This is a genomic window from Flavobacterium sp. LM4 (assembly GCF_002017935.1).
GTDB lineage: Bacteria > Bacteroidota > Bacteroidia > Flavobacteriales > Flavobacteriaceae > Flavobacterium > Flavobacterium chungangense.
In genome coordinates, this window is sequence record NZ_MUFW01000001.1 from 1,475,862 (window position 1) to 1,497,469 (window position 21,608).

Annotated in this window: 10 protein-coding genes and 1 CRISPR repeat array (1 of these 11 only partly in view); all 10 genes read left to right on the plus strand. The window is 33.6% G+C overall.

Annotated features, from left to right (window positions below; all coding sequences use genetic code 11):
- Positions 1-15 precede the first annotated feature (15 nt).
- The 10 genes from BXU10_RS06625 (at position 16) to cas9 (ending at position 20,466) form a co-directional block, all read left to right on the plus strand.
- A complete protein-coding gene (locus BXU10_RS06625) occupies positions 16-1,494 on the plus strand; it encodes an alpha-L-fucosidase (protein WP_078226675.1) in 1,479 nt (492 codons plus the stop codon).
- Between the two features lie 11 nt (positions 1,495-1,505).
- Positions 1,506-3,752 (plus strand): GH92 family glycosyl hydrolase, encoded by a 2,247-nt coding sequence (locus BXU10_RS06630; RefSeq protein WP_078226676.1) that lies wholly within the window; start codon positions 1,506-1,508, stop codon positions 3,750-3,752.
- Between the two features lie 12 nt (positions 3,753-3,764).
- The gene (locus BXU10_RS06635; protein WP_078226677.1) at positions 3,765-6,422 is read left to right on the plus strand and encodes a glycoside hydrolase family 3 N-terminal domain-containing protein; all 2,658 of its coding nucleotides are present in this window, start codon (positions 3,765-3,767) and stop codon (positions 6,420-6,422) included.
- A 261-nt stretch (positions 6,423-6,683) separates the two neighbouring features.
- A complete protein-coding gene (locus tag BXU10_RS06640; protein WP_078226678.1) occupies positions 6,684-10,013 on the plus strand; it encodes a SusC/RagA family TonB-linked outer membrane protein in 3,330 nt (1,109 codons plus the stop codon).
- A 30-nt stretch (positions 10,014-10,043) separates the two neighbouring features.
- Positions 10,044-11,633: a SusD/RagB family nutrient-binding outer membrane lipoprotein gene (locus BXU10_RS06645; protein ID WP_078226679.1), complete on the plus strand. Its 1,590-nt coding sequence runs from the start codon at positions 10,044-10,046 to the stop codon at positions 11,631-11,633.
- Between the two features lie 125 nt (positions 11,634-11,758).
- Positions 11,759-13,450 (plus strand): PNGase F N-terminal domain-containing protein, encoded by a 1,692-nt coding sequence (locus BXU10_RS06650; RefSeq protein WP_189328064.1) that lies wholly within the window; start codon positions 11,759-11,761, stop codon positions 13,448-13,450.
- A 7-nt stretch (positions 13,451-13,457) separates the two neighbouring features.
- Complete coding sequence (locus BXU10_RS06655) at positions 13,458-14,513, plus strand: exo-alpha-sialidase (protein ID WP_078226681.1); 1,056 nt, start codon at positions 13,458-13,460, stop codon at positions 14,511-14,513.
- 6 nt (positions 14,514-14,519) lie between these two features.
- Positions 14,520-14,852: an L-rhamnose mutarotase gene (locus BXU10_RS06660; protein WP_078226682.1), complete on the plus strand. Its 333-nt coding sequence runs from the start codon at positions 14,520-14,522 to the stop codon at positions 14,850-14,852.
- A gap of 12 nt (positions 14,853-14,864) precedes the next feature.
- A complete protein-coding gene (locus BXU10_RS06665) occupies positions 14,865-15,845 on the plus strand; it encodes a M20/M25/M40 family metallo-hydrolase (protein ID WP_078226683.1) in 981 nt (326 codons plus the stop codon).
- Between the two features lie 274 nt (positions 15,846-16,119).
- On the plus strand, positions 16,120-20,466 hold the full coding sequence (gene cas9, locus BXU10_RS06670; protein WP_078226684.1) for a type II CRISPR RNA-guided endonuclease Cas9: 4,347 nt from the start codon (positions 16,120-16,122) through the stop codon (positions 20,464-20,466).
- 100 nt (positions 20,467-20,566) lie between these two features.
- A CRISPR array of direct repeats spans positions 20,567-21,608; the repeat unit is 36 nt; unit sequence GTTGTGGTTTGATTAAAGATTAGAAAACACGATATT; it runs 3,078 nt beyond the window's last position.

Here is a 21,608-nt window from a genome sequence, read left to right on the forward strand (position 1 = left end):
AATAAACAGATAAAGATGAAAAAAGGAATATTCATAATCGCCCTTTTATTTTCAGCTCAGATTTTCGCTCAGGCTATTTATGAAGATGAAAGATACGTACCGGAAACAGATCCGTTAGTGTTGAAGAACTTAGACGAATGGCAAGGCAAAAAATTTGGTCTGCTAATGCACTGGGGGACTTACAGCCAATGGGGAATTGTAGAGTCTTGGTCTATCTGCCCTGAAGATTACGGCTGGTGTGAACGTAAAAAAGGAAGTAATCCGTCTAATTATAATGATTATATTAAAGATTATGAAGGATTAAGAAAAACATTTAATCCTGTGAAATTCGATCCTGCAAAATGGGCTAAAGCAGCTAAATATGCGGGAATGAAGTACATGGTTTTCACTACAAAACACCATGACGGATTTAATATGTATGATACTAAATACTCTGATTACAAGATAACTAGTAAAGACGTTCCTTTTCATACCAACCCAAAAGCAGATGTTTTAAAAGAAATTTTCAACTCTTTTAGAGGTGAAGGTATTTCAACTGGAGCTTATTTTTCTAAACCAGACTGGCACAACGAAAACTATTGGGATCCTTATTTCCCTCCTTTCGACAGAAACGTAAACTACGATCCGTCTTTATACCCTGAAAAATGGCAGAAATATGTTGATTTCACGCACAACCAAATCTTAGAAATTTTAACGAACTACGGAAAAGTAGACATTTTATGGCTTGACGGAGGTTGGGTTAGAAAAAGAGATCAGGTGAACATCAAAGAAAACTATGACGAGAAGTTTACAGAAAACGAATCTAAAAATGGTTTCATCAAACACAGAGTAGTAAATCAGGATCCAAAAATGGATGAATTGGTTGTAAAAGCGCGTGCAAAACAACCGGGATTAATTGTTGTTGACAGAGCAGTTCATGGTAAAAACCAAAACTACTTAACGCCGGAAGGACGTGTTCCTGCTAAAACGTTGCCTTACCCATGGGAGTCTTGTATTCCGGCAGGTGGAGGATGGTCATATTCGCCAGGTGCTGAATACATGAATGGAAGACAAGGAATTCATATGTTAGTCGATATTGTAGCAAAAGGCGGTAACTTATTATTGAATATTGCTCCTGGTCCGGAAGGAGAATGGGACAAAGGGGCTTACGATTTATTACAAGCTTACGGAGATTGGATGAAAGTAAACAGCACAGCGATTTACAACACCAAACCAATCGAGCCTTACAAAGAAGATAACATCTGTTTTACACAAAATAAGGCAGGAAATGTATTTGCATTTTACTTAGCAAAAGAAGGAGAAGATAAAATTCCTGCTCAAGTTACAGTAAAATATATCAGCCCTAAAAAAGGAACAAAAATTACAATGTTAGGTTCTAAAACTTCTTTAAAATGGACAAAAGAAGGAAACGGATTTAAAGTAGTTATTCCGGAAAACTTAAGAAATAATTTACCATGTAAAGAAGCCTGGACTTTAAAAATGGAAGCTATTTAACAGATAAAAGTATGTTTTCAATATCAAAAAAAATAATATCAAAAACAGCATGTATTTTGTATATGCTGTTTTTTAGCATCCTTATTTTTGCACAGAAAGAACCCGCAGATTTTGTAAATCCGTTTATTGGAACTTCCAATTACGGAGCCACTTTTCCAGGGCCAACTGCACCAAGAGGAATGGCGAGTATTAGTCCGTTTAATGTTGCGGGAAAACAAAATAAATTAGAAAAAGACAGTCAGTGGCTTTCTAATCCGTATGTAAACGAAAATACTTTTTTAACCGGATTTAGTCAGGTTAATATAAGCGGTGTGGGCTGTCCTGAATTAGGCGTTTTAATATTAATGCCAACAACGGGAGCTGTCGAAACCAATCATTTAAAATACGGTTCAACTTATAAAAATGAAGTAGCAAAAGCGGCGTATTATAGCGTAGACATTGACAAATACAATATAAAAGCAGAGTTTACGGCATCAAAAAGAGTGGGGTTCAGCAAATTTACTTTTCCAAAAGGACAATCTAATATTTTACTGAATCTTGGCTTAGGTTTAACCAATGAAGAAGGCGCGATGGTAAAAGTGGTTTCGCCAACAGAAATTGAAGGAATGCGAAGCGTTGGTTCATTTTGTTACAACAGTCCGGAAGATGCTTATCCGGTTTATTTCGTTGCCAAATTTTCTAAACCAGCATACAAATTCGGTGTTTGGAAAAAGCCATCAAAATACGAAGGCACAGAAGCACAATGGATGACGTATAATGGCAAAACCAGAATGATGGATAATAGCATCAAAACGGTTGTTGGTGACAGCATTGGAACTTATTTTACGTATAAATTTGATAAGCAGGAAACCGTTGAGGTTAAAATTGGAATTTCGTATGTAAGCATTGCAAATGCCCGTGAGAACTTAGAAAAAGAAACCGGAAATAAATCGTTCGAAACCGTTTATAATGACACTTATAAGGAATGGAATGATGAGCTTTCTAAAATTTTGGTTGAAGGAGGTTCAAAAGATGATAATACGATTTTTTATACCGCATTATACCACACTTTAATTCATCCAAATACTTTAAATGATGTCAATGGAGAATATCCGGTGATAAAAAGAAGTAAGATTGCAAAAACCGAAGGCACTCGTTATACCACGTTTTCATTGTGGGATACCTATCGAAATATGCATCCGTTAACGTCTTTGGTTTATCCTAAGCAACAATCGGATATGATAAAAAGTATGTTGGAAATGTATGATGAAAACGGCTGGCTGCCCAAATGGGAATTAAATTCAACAGAAACCTTTACAATGGTAGGAGATCCCGCAAGTATAGTGATAGTTGACGCGTGTTTAAAAGGAATTCAGGATTTTGATTTTTACAAAGCCTACTATGCCATGTTAAAAGGTGCTGATCAAATTGAAAAGAATCCGTTGCGTCCTGGACTTAAAGAATATATCGAAAAAGGATATGTATCAACAAATTATCGCGGTCCCGTTTCTACAACACTGGAATATAATACTTCAGATTATGCGATTTCACTTTTAGCAAAAGCTTTAGGCGAAAAAGAAGATTATAAGCGTTTTACGAAGCGTTCATTATCCTACCGAAAATTATATGATAAAGATTTAAAATTACTTAGGCCAATAACAGCTAACGGAAAATGGTATGAACCTTTTGATCCTGAATCGGGATCTAATTTTCAGGAAAATGTTGGTTTTATTGAAGGCAATGCATGGCAATATGCTTTTATGGTGCCGCATGATATTAGAGGATTAATCAAACTTATGGGCGGTGATAAACCTTTTTCAGATCAGTTGCAAAAGGTTTTTGACAGCAAACAATTTGATATGGCAAACGAGCCGGATATTGCTTATCCTTATTTATTCAATTATATAAAAGGAGAAGAATGGAAAAGTCAGGAAATGGTAAAAAAATTGGTGAAAGAATATTTCCAAAACAAACCAAAAGGATTACCCGGAAATGATGATACAGGAACAATGTCTGCCTGGCTGGTATATTCCATGATGGGAATTTATCCAATTTCTCCGGGTGACCCAATTTATACCATCACAGCACCATTGTTTCATAGAATAACGATCAAATTAGATCCAAGATATTATAAAAAAGAAAGCATTGTAATTGAAAGACAAATCAATAATGACGGAAAAATCAATTCGATTGAACTAAACGGAAAATCACTTAACAGCTTTTTTATTTCGCATGACGATTTTGTGAATGGAACAATGCTAAAAGTGATTCAAAATTAAAAACACACCACTATGTTACAAGTAAGAATTAAAAAGGCAGCCATTATCCTCGTAATGGCTGTAGGTTTTTTTAACCAGAACTATGCACAGAAAAAATACCCGTATCAGGATGCAAAAATGCCGGTAGAAGACAGGGTAAAAGACTTGTTAAGCAGAATGACACTTGAAGAGAAGGTACGCCAAATGGATATGTACAAAGGCGAATTTTTTAAAGATGAAGAGAATTTTTCTAAATCTAAATCGACTGCTAAAATCGGTAAATTAGGAATTGGAGCTATTCATGACATTTATCCGCGTTCGGCAAAAATGATTAACGATCTTCAATCTGAGATTATTAAAGGAAACCGTTGGGGAATTCCTGCTTTAATTATGTGCGAGATGCTTCATGGTTATTTGGATGAAGGAAGTACGGCTTTTCCAATGAATATTGGACTTGGAGCTACTTGGGACACAAAAATAATAGATAAGGTTGGAAAAGTAATCGCTACAGAAGCAAGAGCACACGGTGTACATTTTGGCTTAGGCCCGAATTTAGATTTAGGACGTGAACCACGCTGGGGAAGAGTTGCAGAAACTTTCGGAGAAGATGCTTTCTTAAACAGCGAAATCGGTTTGGCATTCATCAAAGGATTACAAGGAGATGATTTAAAATCGGATCGTTCTATTATTGCAGAACCAAAACACTTTGCTGTTCACGGTATTCCACAAGCGGGAGGAAATTCTTCTCCAATTTTAGTGGGAGAACGTTCAGCGAGAGAAGATCATTTACCTTCTTTCCAAAAAGCATTTATGAAAGGGGGGGCTTTAGGAACCATGTGTGCCTATTCTGAGTTAGATGGAATTCCTTGTGCTGCAAATCACTGGTTATTGACAGATGTTTTAAGAAAGGAATGGGGTTTCAGAGGAATTGTAGTTTCAGATTTAGGAGCTATTAAATACATTCAAACCACTCATAAAGTTTCTGATTCTCCAAAAGAAAGTATCAGAGAAGCAGTTTCTGCAGGAGTTGATATGCAGTTTTACGATTTCACAAACGAATTTTGGCAAAATACTATTGTAGAATTAGTAAATGAAAAGAAACTGACAATGGAGCAGATTGACCGCGCTGCCGGAGCAGTTTTAAGATTGAAATTTTTATTAGGATTATTTGAAAATCCGTACACCGATAAAAATCTGATTAAAGAGCGTTTTCATACCAAAGAAAACCAGGCTGTTGCTTTAGAAGCGGCTCAGAAATCGATGGTTTTATTGAAGAATGACAATACTATTTTGCCATTAAGCAAAAATCTTAAAAATATTGCCGTTATCGGACCCAATGCAAATGCTTCAAGACTTGGAGGTTATGCTCCTAAAAACAGTGCTGGAATGACAGTTTTCGAAGGTGTGCAGCAATTGGTTGGAAAAACGGCTAATGTTGTTTATGAAGAAGGTGTACCGCTGATTGTAAAAGGACAAATCATTCCGTCTAAATATTTATTTACTCCGGATGAATCTCAAAACGGATTAAAAGGAGAATATTTCAATAACAGAAATGTAGAAGGAGCTCCAGTATTGACTCGTATTGACAATCAGTTAGAATTTGACTGGCCCTGGTCTCCGGGAACAGGTGTTACAGATGACGATTTCTCTATTCGTTGGACAGGTTACATTAAATCGGACAAATCATTTGATGGATGGTTAGGCTTAAGTTCTGATGACGGAATCAGAATGTGGATTGATGATCAATTGGTTATTGATAACTGGACAAAAGGAGCTACCAGTATCGTTACAACTCCAAAAAATATAGAAGCAGGAAAAAAATACAAAGTCCGCATTGAAATGTGGGAAGGTGGCTGGGGAGCCAGAGCGCACTTACGTTGGAATTTAGAAAAAGTAAACTTACAGCCGGCCATTGATGCTGCTAAAAAAGCTGATGTTGCGATTGTAGTTTTAGGAGAATCTAACGAATTGGTTGAAGAAAACAGAGATGTTGCAACTTTAGACTTACACGGAATGCAGCAGGAATTGATTGAAGCGATTCAAAAAACCGGAACTCCGGTTGTTTGTGTATTATTAAACGGACGTCCACTTTCTGTAAACTGGATTGCCGAAAATATTCCGGCAGTTTTAGAAGGATGGTTCCCGGGGGAATTAGGAGGAAGAGCTGTAGCAGATGTTTTATTTGGAGATTACAACCCAGGTGGAAGATTACCAATTACAGTTCCAAAATCAGTAGGGCAGTTACCTATATATTATAACCAAAAACCATCTGCAATACACAGATATGTTTCTGAAAGTGAAAATCCATTATACACATTCGGTTACGGTTTAAGTTATACCAAGTTTGAATATTCAAATTTTGCCATCAATACCAAAGAAATTAAAGCAGATGGAGAATTGAAAGTTAGCGTAAATGTTAAAAATATTGGGAATTATGATGGAGATGAAGTGGTGCAATTGTACATCAATGATGTTTACAGTAGCGTAACCACTCCAAGAAAAACATTAAAAGGTTTTAAAAGGTTATTCATCGAAAAAGGAGAAACAAAAAAGGTTGAGTTTACATTGACGGCTGATGAACTATCACTCTGGAACAGAGATATGAAGCGAGTGGTTGAGCCTGGCGATTTTGAGGTTATGATTGGAGGGAATTCTGCAGATTTACAAAAGTTAAGTTTTAAAGTTCTGTAGTAACCCATTGTTTGGTGTAGAATTGAAAAATATTTAGTGTTTTGGATGTTTTGGTTAGAATTCTTTTATCAATTTAACAAATAGCCAATTTTAATAATGTTTAATGCTGGAAAATGTAAAGATTTTGAAAGGAAATACGTTGTTTTTAGTTAAATTTTAACCAACACCTTTTGAAAGCTGTCATTTGTCGAAATAATGATTTAGTTAACAAAACAGATTCATAAATTTAACATCATATTAACTCAAAAAACAATTTAAACTATGAATCAAAACGTACTAAAATTACTGTTCTTGTTTTTCCTGTTCGGGTTTCAGAACCTTCAGGCTCAAACAGCGACAGTAACAGGAACAATCACAGATGCTGAAGGAATGCCAATTCCAGGAGTAAATGTGAATGTTAAAGGAACTAAAACCAATACATCGTCAGACTTTGATGGTAAATACAGCATCTCTGTTCCCAATCAATCAGCAATTTTGATATTTTCTTATGTAGGTTCTGCTACAAAAGAAGTTCCTGTTTCAGGACAGACGACTGTTAATGTAGCTTTAAGTGCAGACAGTCAGCAATTAGGAGAAGTTGTTGTAACTGCACTTGGTCAGTCTAAAGAGAAAAAGGCTTTAGGGTATGCTACCAGTGTGATTAAGTCTGAGGCAATTGTTAAGACAGGTTCACCTACCGTTGCTAATGCGCTATATGGTAAAGCACCTGGTGTGCGTATTACTTCTACTCCTGGAGGAGCCGGAAACATCAATATTAATATTCGTGGTGTCAACTCTATTACGGGTAAAAACCAACCGCTTATTATTATGGATGGTGTGCCAATTCGCGATGGAGCGGCTACAAACAATGATTATTGGGGTGATCAGCGTATTAGAAGTAATGGTCTGGCAGATATCAATCCGGAAGATATTGAGAGTATCTCCATACTTAAAGGAGCTTCGGCGGCTGCCTTATATGGTTCTGAAGCTGTAAACGGGGTGGTATTAATTACATCTAAATCCGGTAAAGGAAAAAAAGGATTAGGTGTAGATTTTAGTACGAGTTACTCCAGTAACTCAATAGCGTATTTGCCAAGATTTCAATATGAAAGAGGTCCGGGCTGGACAAATGCAAATTATTCTACTGGATACTTAGCTCCTGATGGTTTCGCTCATTATGATACAAATAATGATGGAATTGCTGATACCAGAGGTGTTTCGGCCAGTACTAATAACTTTGGGCCATGGTTCGATGGTCAGCCAATTATGTCATGGGATGGTGTTGTTCGTCCTTATTCAGCTCAAAAAGACGGCTACAAAAATATGTTCCAAGATTCATGGGATGGCGTAACAAACATTGCACTTTCTAATAATACGGATAATAGCAGTATTCGTTTTTCTTACACACACAATGAATCAAAAGGGTTGAGTATGGGGAACATGAATAAAAAAAATACCCTTAACCTGAATGCATCGTTCAAAACAAGTGAAAAATTGAAAACAGATGTCATCGTGAGTTATATGAACCAGAATGTTCACAACCGTGCTGTTGGTACAGATCGATTGATAAACAACTTTACAGGTATGATAAGCCCGTTTGATAATGGAGACTGGTATAAGGCTAAATATAAAACCAGTTTAGGATACAAATATGTGACGGGTTCAAATAATAGTTTGACTCCGGATGAAAATATTATCCGTAATGGTTTCAAGGCAGATGTAGGTGATTATTTCTGGAATACGAATGCAAATCAGCAGGACGAAATTACAAACCGTTTGATTGCCAGTGTTACTGAAACCTATACTATTTACCAAGATTTGAAGCTGCGTGGTCGTGCTTCTACAGATTTAACTTCGATAAATGTAGAAACTAAAAATCCGGTTGAAAGACCTTTGGTTTATGGATTTGGTACTGGTTCATTTCAAATAGATTCTAAAGATTATAATATTCTTTATGGGGATTTAATGTTAATTTATAACAAAAAAATTAATGATAAGTTTGACATTGGAGCTACAGTTGGTTATACAGCATCAAAAGAAACTGGTTTGAGTTTGTCACAATTTACAGATGGAGGGTTGAGTGTTGAAGGCTGGTACGATTTGAATTCTTCAGTAAACAATCTAAAAGTTACCAATAAAAGAGATAAAGTTGTAAAAGATGCTGTATTTGGAACTCTGACCGGAAACTATAAAAACTATTTGTTCCTCGAAGGAACAATAAGAAGGGATCGTACTTCAACTATGCATCCTGATAACAATGCTTTTACGTATCCTTCAGTCAATTCTTCTTTCATAGTGTCTGATGCGTTTACATTACCGGAAGTAATCAGTTATGCAAAACTTCGTGCTTCATGGGGAATTGTGGGTAACTATGCAGAGATGTACAGGGGTAACGTAGCTTTCAACCAAACCACATTAGGAAATCAAGGAACAGCTAGTCCAGTATTGATTACTACTTCGATGGATAAGTATGGTAATGAAAGTTTAAAACCTGAGATGAAAAACGAATATGAGCTTGGTTTTGAAACTAAATTCTTTGGAAATAGACTAGGATTAGATGTTTCTTACTACAATGCACAAGTTAAGGATCAAATTTTAGATTTAGATTTAGCACAAACAACTGGAGCAGGGAAAATAATAGCTAATGTTGGAGAATTGAGAAACCAGGGGATTGAAATCGCTTTGACCGCGACTCCTGTAAAAACAACATCCTTCTCTTGGGACCTTACTTTGAACTGGTCTAAAAACGCAAACAAAGTGGTGAAATTAGCTAATGGTGCATCTGAATTATTACATGCTGACTTTGACGGTTCTGCTGCTCAATTGAAATCAGTTGTAGGAGACCCAATTGGAGGTATTTATGCACATCCTGTTAAGACAGATGACAATGGAAATAAAATGGTTGACTCTGATGGATTTTATATGATTGATGGCGATAAATGGCAAAAATACGGGACAGCAATACCTAAAGGTGTGGGAGGTTTATTGAACACATTTAATTATAAAAATTTCACTTTAGATGTTAATATTGATTATTCTTATGGAGGTTCTTTGATGCCAACAGGTATTAACTGGATGACTTCGAGAGGATTGACAGAAGAGAGTTTGAACTACAGTACTAATGAGCGTGGCGGTTTAACTTATTATATGGATGCTAATGGTAAGGGGGTTCAGGTTCCTAATAGTGCTACTTCCGGACCAGGTGGTCAAACCTTATATCGTGATGGTATGTTGATGAATGGTGTGACAGCAGATGGTGCAACAAATACGAATGTAATCTCTCAGGCGGGTTACTATAATATGACTTATAACTGGGGAGGTCCTCAATACAGCAGCTCACGTTATGAATTGTATATCAAGGAAAACAACTATGTAAAATTGAGAGAAGTCTCATTAACTTATAGTTTACCAACTAACTGGGCTGCTAAAATTGGTGCTTCAAAATTAAATTTTTCAGCTTACGGACGTAATTTGTTCTTCATCTACAGATCAATTAAGGATATGGACCCAGAAGGAACTACAGCAGGTTCTAAATGGTATCAAAACATAAATAATGCGGGAACGAATCCGGCTACCAGAAGTATTGGATGTATGTTAAGAGCCTCTTTTTAATTTGATATTTCTAATTTTAAAAAATATAACATGAGAAAATTATTATATATATCGCTAACAACTGCAGCAGTTTTTTTGAGCTCTTGTTCAAAAGACGATTTTGCAGATGCGTATGCAAATCCCTCTACGGTTGAAACCACTACTGTACCTAAACAGTTTGCCGGATTCATGAAAATTAACTTTGAGGATGTAATTCCTTCTTATTGGAATTACTATACCGTTCTAAAATCTACTTCTCTTAGCTACACGCAGGCACATGGATTTATGAACTCATCCGGTCGCTATGTTTCAGGAGCTGCACCAGTTAACAGATGGGATAGATTTTATAAGTTTATGGCTCAATATAGAGAGTTGGAAAAAGTGATGGCTTCTTTGCCTGCTGCTATGCAGACTGAAAATAGAATCTATACCATTACTTCAACTATTTATTTATACGATCATACTCAAAAAATGATTGATAACTATGGAGATATTCCTTTTTCTCAGGCAGGTAAAATTAGTTTAACGGGAGGTAATTATGGTGCTGCATTAGCAAAGTATGATAACCAAACAGAACTATATACCCTTATGTTGGATCAATTGAAAGCTTTTTCTACTGAGTTGAATTCGATTACTTTGTCTGCTGGTGTGGCAACAGAATTCAAAAATCAGGATTTGATCAACAAAGGAGACCTGGTAAGCTGGAAAAACTATTGTAATTCCTTGCGCTTAAAAATCTTGAATAGAGTTTCTGCAGTCCCTGCTTTTACAACAAGAGCAAATACTGAAATGGCGGAAATCATTGCTGAAGGGCAAATTGTAGATGAAAATTCTGAAAATATTGCTTTCAGGGTTTATACTCAGGATGGGGATTTAGATACTTCAGGCTTTATTAATGCTTTAGAAGATGATTTAAATAATCTTGCCCCAAAACCAATGATTGATCACATGAATGCGAATAATGATCCTCGTGAACCATGGCTGTTTGAAAAAGGATCACGCGTAGTAAACAACGTGATAATAGTGGCTCCTACTTATGAAGGACTGGATCCAACGTTGGCATCCGGCGCTCAGACACAATTAATAACAGATGGTAAAATTGCTGTTTACAATCGTTCGGTTCTCAGTAGAAATAAATGGTTGCCGGGAACATTAATAAATGCTCCTGAAGTAAACCTTATTCTTGCCGAGTACTATTCAAGAAATGGTAATGGTGCTACAGCTAAAACTTATTTTGAGAAAGCAATCAGACAATCAGTAGAGTATTATGTGAGATTAGGTGATAAAGCTGATGTTTTGACATGGAAACCAACTGTAGAGCCTACAACACTTGAAGTGGATGCTTATATTGCTGCTATTAACTTTGCAGGAGCTACAACACCAGCAGCTCAATTGGAATTAATTGCTTTTCAAAAGTACATTCATTACAATATCATGCAGGCTGATGAATCCTGGGCTGAACAAAGAAGATTGAAACTTCCCGCTCTTACATTCCGTGAAGATGAAACAAGCAGTGTGAGAAAAACACCGCCAACACGCTGGACATATCCAACTTCAGAGAGTGTTTATAATCCGGATAATTATAATGCTGTAAAAGCAAATGATAATTTAAGCACCAAAATATTCTGGGATATAAAGTAAAATTTCAATAATAATGTGCAATTAAAGCACCTATAAGTTTAAACAGAGGTAAGATGTAATTCTTACCTCTGTTTTTTCCAGTTTAATATTTGTCAAAAATTAGATAATAAATGATTTGTAAATACATGATAAAATTTTTCAATACCATATTATTGTTGTTTTCTTTAGTACTCGTTGCTCAAACCAAATCAGAGGTATATAAAATTAAGTATGATAAATTTGAAAACGGAAAAAAAACAGGCGAGAATATCGCAATTTATGTATACAATCAAATGGTTTTTTTATCAAAACCAACAGATAAAATACAACAATACATCGATTTAAAAAACAATTATAACGTTACCACCATCAAGGATGGAAATATTGTTTTCAAAAAAATAATTCCATTTGACAGCTTGCCTGTTCCTAAAAAAGAAAATGATACCCGTGTCATACTTGGATATAATTGTCAGCATGTTTCTTTTTCTTATTTTTCAAATAGAATTGATATCTGGTATACTGAAAAGGCTGCCGTAAAAGGAACTCCTAACAGTAATTATTTACCTAGTAAAAATGCACTTGTACTGGAAATGGTTTATAATGGAAATCAGACTTTGACAGCCAATTCGATAACTAAAGTTAAAAATTATGAGCCATTTATTAATTATGATGAGAAGACAGTAGTAGTTGATAAATCAGAATTTGAAGAAATTCTCATTAACTCCAGATATACTAAATTGCATATTTTTGAGAATGAAAATATAAACTTCGATCCTAATTCAATAATTCCAAACGAAAAAGACTTTCTTACAGACAAGGTTTATCATTTTTCTAAAGGAAGTGTAGTTTTGAAAAAGATAAAAATTACTCCCGAATTAAAAAACAGTAGTGCCATTTTTGCAAAACTAACTTGTAAATCTAATGGGGATGCGTATGACAGGACTGGTTCAGTATTTATTATTCCAGCAAAAAAAAAGGAAAACATCACAACACTATTAGATGCATATTTATATGGATTGGAGAAATTACCAATTTATACAGATAATAAAAAAAACAAATATCAGGGAATTAAAAAAGAAAAAGACTATACGCCGGCAATAGAAATACTAAGGTTTTTTACGCCATTTGGAGTTAATTATTTTAATGATAAACGAAAAATAAATAATTATAACTGGGCAAAAGACGTTGTTTATAAAGAAGATGTCACTTCTCTTATTCCTACTGATGAAGATGAAATCTGGATTGGTGTTTTTATTGGCAATTATGATGCTGGTGGTCATACCATAAGTCTGGAACTCAATGTTTATCCATCAATGAAAAATAACGAAGAGAAACCAAATAAGAAAAAGTATGTAGCACCTTTATTTTCAACAGTAAATACGATGGAAATGTCAGGTCAGAATTACGGAGGTCTTTTTGCGAATGATACTTTAAAAGTAAATTTTGAAATTAAAGAAAATCTACAAAATTTACAGCTTTTGTATACCACAACTGGTCATGGAGGCTGGGGAAATGGAGATGAGTTTGTACCAAGAATGAATAAAGTGTTTGTTGATGGTCAGGAGGTTTTTAAAATTATTCCGTGGCGAACTGATTGTGCAACCTATCGATTATCTAATCCGGCTTCGGGGAATTTCTCTGATGGTCTATCTTCCAGTGATTTAAGTAGGTCAAATTGGTGTCCGGGAACATTAACTCCTCCTTATATTATTCCGCTGAACAAACTGTCAAAGGGCAATCATATAATAGAAGTTGTTATAGAACAAGGCCCCAATGAAGGTCCGAGTACAAACCATTGGAATGTTTCAGGAGTTTTGGTGGGCGAATTGAAAGATTAATTGTGAAATGAAAATAATTTTAAAATTTAATTCTGTAATCCTGCTATTAGTACTAACTGTTTTTTCCTGCAGTTCATTACAAACTAATCCGGAAGCAGTTAATATCACTCAAAATTATATTGCAGAAAATCCTGTTACAACAGCGAGCCATGCCTCAACATTGGTTGAAATAGAGCCTAACGTTCTTTTGGCTGCCTGGTTTGGCGGAAAACATGAAGGTGCAAAAGATGTGAGTATTTATATTTCTTCTTATAGAGAAAAAAAATGGTCAGCGCCTAAAAAAATTATTGAGCCACTAATTAAAGATGGCGATACGTTGCCTTGCTGGAATCCGGTTTTATTTAAAAGTAAGGCTCAAAATTTATATTTGTTTTATAAAGTCGGCAAGAACCCGAGAGAATGGTTTGGTGCTATGATAGTTTCTAAAGATAACGGAAACACCTGGAGTGAGGCAAAATATCTTCCAAAAGGAATATTAGGGCCAATTCGAAATAAACCAATTGAAACTACCCCAGGAGTTATTTTATGCGGAAGCAGCACCGAGAGTATCGATGATAATAAATGGAGAGTATTTATAGAAACTTATAGAGAATCTACAGACAGCTGGACAATAACGGATATTAATGACAGGAAAAATTTCGACATTATCCAGCCCACTTTTTTAGTTCATTCGGCTAAAGAGATTCAGATTTTATCACGAAGCAGACACAATAAATTAATTTCAAGCTGGTCTAAAGATAATGGTAAAACCTGGCAGAAAACAGACAGTATCAACGTTGTTAATTCGAATTCGGGAATTGATGCAGTGACCTTATCCAATAAAGCATTTTTATTGGTTAATAATCCTTTAAAAATGGGTAAAGACTGGTTTAACGGTAGAAATGTACTGGATGTAGAATATTCTAAAGATGGCTTGTCCTGGAGCAAATTATTTGATTTAGAAAACCAAAAAGAAGGCGAATTCAGTTACCCGGCCATTATTCGGACCTCAGATAAAAAAGTACATGTTTTATATACTTATAATCGTAAATTTATTAAACACACAATTTTTGATTTAAAATAAAAAAAGATGCAAAAATTTTGCCTGGCTCTTGACTTAAAAAATGATCCGGATTTAATTGCCGAATATATAGAATTTCATAAAAACGTCTGGCCCGAAATACAGCAGAGCATTTTAGATTCCGGAATTATCAGTCTTGAAATTTATAATGTTGCCGACCGTTTGTTTATGATTATTGAGGCCAATTCTGATTTTTCATTCCAAGAAAAAGCAAAACGGGATGCAGAAAACCCAAAAGTTCAGGAATGGGAAACTTTGATGTGGCAATTTCAAAAAGCACTTCCTCAGGCAAAAACCGGAGAAAAATGGCTTTTAATGGATAAAATTTTTGAACTTAAGTAATTTATATAAACGATGCTATTTTTAAGAAACTTAAAATATCAACTCTTTTTCATTAGTGTATTATTTTTTAACAGCACTATAAATGCCCAGAACGGTATCAATGCCAAAACATTTTACAAACATGATAAATATCTTTCTTCAGATAAGTTAGAAGGACGTTTTCCGGGAACCAAAGGCAATAATGACGCTGCTGCCTATATCAAAAAGTATTTTAAAAAATACGGGTTGAAAAAATTTGATAACAATTATTACCAGCCTTTTACACTTTTTGTGAAAGAAGGAATAAACAAGATGAAATCAGATAGTGTTTCGACCCAGAATGTTGTAGGATATCTTGAAGGTTCTGATGAAAAACTTAAGAACGAATATATAGTAATAGGAGCTCATTATGATCATTGGGGATGGGGAGGACAAAACTCAGGCAGTAAAAAGAAAGAAGCTTTCGCTATTCATAACGGAGCAGATGACAATGCTTCCGGAGTTTCGGCTCTGCTATGCATATTGCAGGAATTATCAAATGCTAAAGTCAAGCCTAAAAGAAGTATTATTTTTATCTCTTTTAGTGGAGAAGAGGAAGGACTTTTAGGTTCTAAATATTTTGTGTCCCATTTACCGGTTCAAAAAGAGGCTGTAAAAGTAATGTTGAATATGGATATGGTGGGAAGGTTAAATGAAGAGAAGCAAATTTACATGGGAGGCGCAGGAACGTTTCCAGATGGAGTAGAATTGATGAAAAAATTAGGAGAAAACAGTTCCCTTAATCCGGTTGTACATGCTGGCGAAGTGGGAGGCTCTGATCATGTCTCGTTTTATAAAGCCGGTATATCCGCTGTGGGATTTCATACCGGAGGCCACTCGCAATACCATACACCCGAAGATGATATTGATTTAATAAATATTGAAGGAGGTGCTTTGGTAGCTCAATATATTTATAATGCATTAGTAGCAATTGCAAATGACCCGCAACAACTGTATTTTATTAATCAGGATTAGGGAATCTATAAGTATCTATATCCAGAATTTATATAAATAAAAAGTCCCACCGAAGCTGGGCTAAAGGTTTTCATTCTATATAAAAAGTAAATCCCACGGAGTACGCGGGATTTTAGATTTCTACGGCATATAGCCTTATTGTGATAAGATTAAAGATTAGAAATTTTAATCAGTAACAAATATATAGAAAAAATAAATTGTTTTGAATGATGAAAACCATAATTGAGTTAATTTTTTTTGTGGTAGATTTCGTGCGTATTAAATTTTAAAAATTATGGCAAAGATTTTAGGATTAGATTTAGGCACAAATAGCGTAGGATGGGCGATTGTGGATAAGGATGGGAATAATTTTTCTCTTGTAGATAAAGGGGTTAGAATATTTTCAGAAGGTGTGAATATTGAAGCCAAAACCAATAGCGAAAGTTCAAAAGCAGCAAAAAGGACAGAGTACAGAAGTGCTAGAAAATTAAAATATAGACGAAAGATTAGAAAAATAGAATTACTTAAGGTTTTATCTGATAATAATTTGTGTCCAAAATTATCTGATGAAGAACTTAATGATTGGCGATATAAAAAGATTTATCCACAAAATGATGAATTCAGAATTTGGCTAAGTACAGATAATCAAGAAGATGAAGAAGAAAGGAAAAAGCAAAACAAAAACCCGTATTCATATCGATATAAGTCAGCCAAAGAAACACTTAACTTAAATGATAAGGAAGACAGATATATTTTAGGAAGGGCTTTTTATCATATTGCCCAAAGACGTGGTTTTTTGAGTAATAGACTAGATAGTTCCGATAATTCAATTATTGAAGAAAAGAAAAATGAAATAACAGCTGTAATAAATGATGCAACTTCAATTGCGGAATTTTTAGAGTTATTTTCAGAATTTGTGTCAAGTTTTGATAAAGACGAAACTAGTAATAAACCATTGTTTACACTTTCAAGAGCTTTCAATTCAATTTTCAAAGAAAATTCAGCATTGGTCTATAATGATTTAAAAGAAAAGTTGCTCGAACGTTTAAATAAAAAAGAATTTCTTGGACCTGTTAAGAGAGCAATAAGTGATTTGTCTGAGAAAATTGAACAAGAAAGATGTTCGACTTTAGGCCAGTATTTTTACACGTTATATCAAAAAGGTAAAAAAATAAGAGGTGAATATACTCATAGAATTGATCATTATTTAACAGAATTCAATTATATCTGTGACAAGCAAAATGTTTTAGCTGAAGCAAAAGAAAAAATTGAAAAAGCAATATTTTTTCAAAGGCCTTTAAAATCCCAAAAAGGTTTAGTTGCCAAATGTCCATTGGAAAATATTAAAACATGTGTGCCAATTTCTCATCCAGATTTTGAAGAATTCAGAATGTTGAGTTATTTGAATAACGTAAAAATTAAATTGCCTACTGATGAGAAATTAAGATTACTAAATGAAGATGAAAGAGAACAAATTGGATCTTTATTTTTCAGAAAGTCCAAAGCCAATTTTGATTTCTCTGAAATTGCAAAAAAACTTACACCAAAAAGCTTAAAATTTGGATATTACAAAGACAAAAACGTTGCTGAATATGATGTATTATTCAATTATAATTTAGGAAGCAATGTTTCAGGTTGCTCAACAATTGCAAATTTAATAGATGTTTTCGGTACGAAATGGAAGGAATATTTGTTTTCAAATTTTGTAAAAAACACTAAAACAGAAAACAATATAAAAGTTCAAAAGTCAATAGATGATATTATCGATGATATTTGGCATGTATTATTTCGTTTTGATAATGAAGAACTTTTGAAGCAATTTGCTATTGATAATCTTAATTGTAATGATAAAACGGCAATAAAGTTTTCTAAAATAAAACTAAAACAGGACTATGGTTCTTTGAGTCTAAAGGCGATTAGAAATATTCTACCTTACTTGAGACAAAATCTTATTTACTCACACGCTGTTTTCTTGGCTAATATGAAAAATATTTTATCAACAGAAATTTGGAATGATGAAGAAAACAGAAATGTTATCAACCAAGAAATTAAGTTAATTATTGAAAATTATAAAGTATATAGTAATAAAATTGAGATAGTTAACGGATTGATTAAAAATGCAAAAAAAGAAAATGGTACCTGGAGTTCTGATAATAAATTTGTTGCAGAAGCTTATAGAAACGGATTAGAAAAACAAGTTAAAGACTTTTTTGGAACAAAAAAATGGAATGAAACACCAGAAAACTATCAAAATGAAATTTTGTCGGAATGTTTTGAACTTTTTTCAAATCAAATGAAACTTAATTCTGGTCGAGGAGAATTCGTTAAAAAACAAACTATTGATGAAATATTAAAAACATTCTTGAGTGATAATTTTAATATCGATGAAGATAGTTTAAAAAAATTATATCATCCGTCAGCCATTGAAGTATATAAAAAAGCAAAACGGAGTGAAGAAGATGGGAAGAAATATTTAGGAAGCCCATTAATTTCATCTATAAAAAATCCAATGGCAATGAGATCGTTGCATCAATTGAAAAGAGTAGTTAATCAATTAATTAAAGATGATATGATTGATGAAGATACTTTTATTCATATCGAAATGCCAAGGGAATTAAACTCTGCCAACGAACGAGTTGCAATAAGGCAATGGAATGAAAATTTAAAAAGCAGAAGAGATAAATATACTGAGGAAATTAAGTCAATTTTTAGAGGTGAAACTAACATTGAAGGTTGCAATGATGTAAATGCAAGTTACAACGATTATGAACCAACGGAAACAGATATTTTAAAATATCAACTGTGGATAGAACAACAAAAAGTTTGTCTTTACACAGGAAAAACTATTTGTTTATCTGATTTTATTGGAAATAATCCAAAATTTGATATTGAACACACCATTCCAAGAAGTAGAAGCTTAGATAATTCTCAGCTTAATAAAACATTATGTTGTGCCATTTATAATCGTCAGACTAAAAAAAACAAAATACCTTTTGAATGTTCTAATCACGATGAGATTTTACCAAGAATAAAACATTGGTATGCAAAATACAAATCCATAGAAGAACAAATAAAAGATTTATCCAAAAAAGTAAAAGCAGCTTCTACTAAAGAAAAAAGAGATAAATACATTATTGACAGAACAAAATTACGTTTTGAATACTCTTATTACTTCAAAAAATATAAATCATTCATTATGGAAGAAGTTCCGGAAGGATTTAAAAATAGTCAATCGGTAGATATTGGAATTATTAGTAAGTATGGTAATTTATTTTTAAAAACTGCATTCAATAAAGTATATCCTATTAAAGGGAAAACCACTGCTAATTTGCGACAAATGTGGGGACTAAATGAGAAATCAAGAGATAATCATGCACATCATGCGAAAGATGCTGTTGTAGTAGCTTGTTGTACTAGAGATATTAATGATGCTTTGGCAAATTATTATTACGAATTAGAACAATTTGAATATTATGGAAAACCAAAACCATCATTTTCACATAGAATTCCGTGGGAAGGTTTTCACAAAGATGTTGATGATTTTGACAGTAATACTTTAATAAGCCATTACACACCAGATAATCTACCTGTTCAAAGTAAAAAAGCAATTCGTAAAAGAGGAATTATTCAAAGAAATGAAAAAGGCGAAATCAAATACAAACAAGGCGATACAGTAAGAGGCGCTTTGCATAAAGAAAGTTTTTATGGTGCAATTTTAAGAGAAGAAGTTGATAAAAAAACAGGTAAAACCGAAGAAGTTGTAAAATACGTAAAGCGTCAATCTATTGATTTATTTAAAGATACAGATTTAAAAAATATTGTTGATGATAAAATCAAAGAGATTGTCTCAAGTGGAAGAGAACAAGAAAAACAAATTAAGAAAGAAATTGAGGAATTAAAAAAGCAATTAAAAAATCTAAAACAAGAAGAGGAGCAACCAGCGAAGGATGCCATACAAATTCTTGAAAATCAAATTAAAAATGAATTGTATGTTTTGCCAAACAAAAATGGAAAACCAGTTCCAATAAACAAAATTCGTTATTATACAAGCGATGTAACCAATCCGTTATTTATTAAAAAACATCGAGATGTTTCAAGACACGAGCACAAACAATTTTATCATGCAAAGAATGATGGGAATTACTGCATGGCTATATATGAAGGAATTGATAAAAAAGGGAAAATATCGAGAAGTAATCAATTAATAAATATTATCGATGCAGGTAAATATTTTAGATTAAGTAATAATGATAAAAAAGTATATCCAATTGCTCCAGAAAAAGATGAAAATTTAAACCCATTGAAATACATTTTAACGAAAGGCAAAATGGTTTTAATATATGATAAATCTCCAAAGGAATTATTTGAAATGTCAGAAGAAAAATTATTAGAACGATTATTTGAAATAACTCAAATGGATGTTGAGAAATCAGCTGAAATTAAGTTATTACACCATTCAGAAGCAAGAGATAAGAAAAGAATAACTGAATTTATGGGCTTAAAAACAGGAATGAAGGGAGGAAAAAATATTGGTGATCACAAAAAATATCCATGGATAAAGATTGGTGTAAATTCTTTTGACTGTTTAGTAGAGGGGTATGAGTTTAGTTTGTCACCAACGGGCAAAATAGTATTTTTGTAAATTAATGAAGGTTCTTTGACATAATTTTTCAAACTCTTAATCATCTCAAACCACAACTGAAAGGTATAGCATCCACCCATTAGGGATGCAATAGCTTTCAGTTGTGGTTTGATTAAAGATTAGAAAACACGATATTGGACTTGTTAAAACACTTGCTACTACAGCTGTTGTGGTTTGATTAAAGATTAGAAAACACGATATTAATGCACTGCCAAGTAAAGCACCTCTTAAAGTTGTGGTTTGATTAAAGATTAGAAAACACGATATTAAATTGAAAACAATTGTTGCATCAGGAGTTGTTGTGGTTTGATTAAAGATTAGAAAACACGATATTAAGGAGTTCTGGGATGAAGAAATAATAAAAGTTGTGGTTTGATTAAAGATTAGAAAACACGATATTTAAAGAAATTTACAACCCAGCATTAGAAAAGTTGTGGTTTGATTAAAGATTAGAAAACACGATATTTGTCGGAAACTATTCAGAATCTATAAAAGAGTTGTGGTTTGATTAAAGATTAGAAAACACGATATTAAATAAATGAAAAACTAAATTCCCGTTGTGTTGTGGTTTGATTAAAGATTAGAAAACACGATATTAGAACCGTCCGCAAAAGGAAGAATCCTAATGTTGTGGTTTGATTAAAGATTAGAAAACACGATATTCAAAAAAACCAACAATTGGTTTCGGAACAGTTGTGGTTTGATTAAAGATTAGAAAACACGATATTCTATTCTTTCAATTATACCAGTAATCAAAAGTTGTGGTTTGATTAAAGATTAGAAAACACGATATTTTTAAATGTAGAATTAGAGCAGCATAAGGTGTTGTGGTTTGATTAAAGATTAGAAAACACGATATTTAAATTGAAAAAGAACCGGGACAACCGAGGGTTGTGGTTTGATTAAAGATTAGAAAACACGATATTCGAACCATCAAAAAAGAAAGCCAACTCAGAGTTGTGGTTTGATTAAAGATTAGAAAACACGATATTGAAGCTTTAGTTTGGTTTCTTTGATTGCGTGTTGTGGTTTGATTAAAGATTAGAAAACACGATATTGCATAGCGTTGCTCATTTTCAAGCCTGATAGTTGTGGTTTGATTAAAGATTAGAAAACACGATATTCCTACACCTGTAGATAAT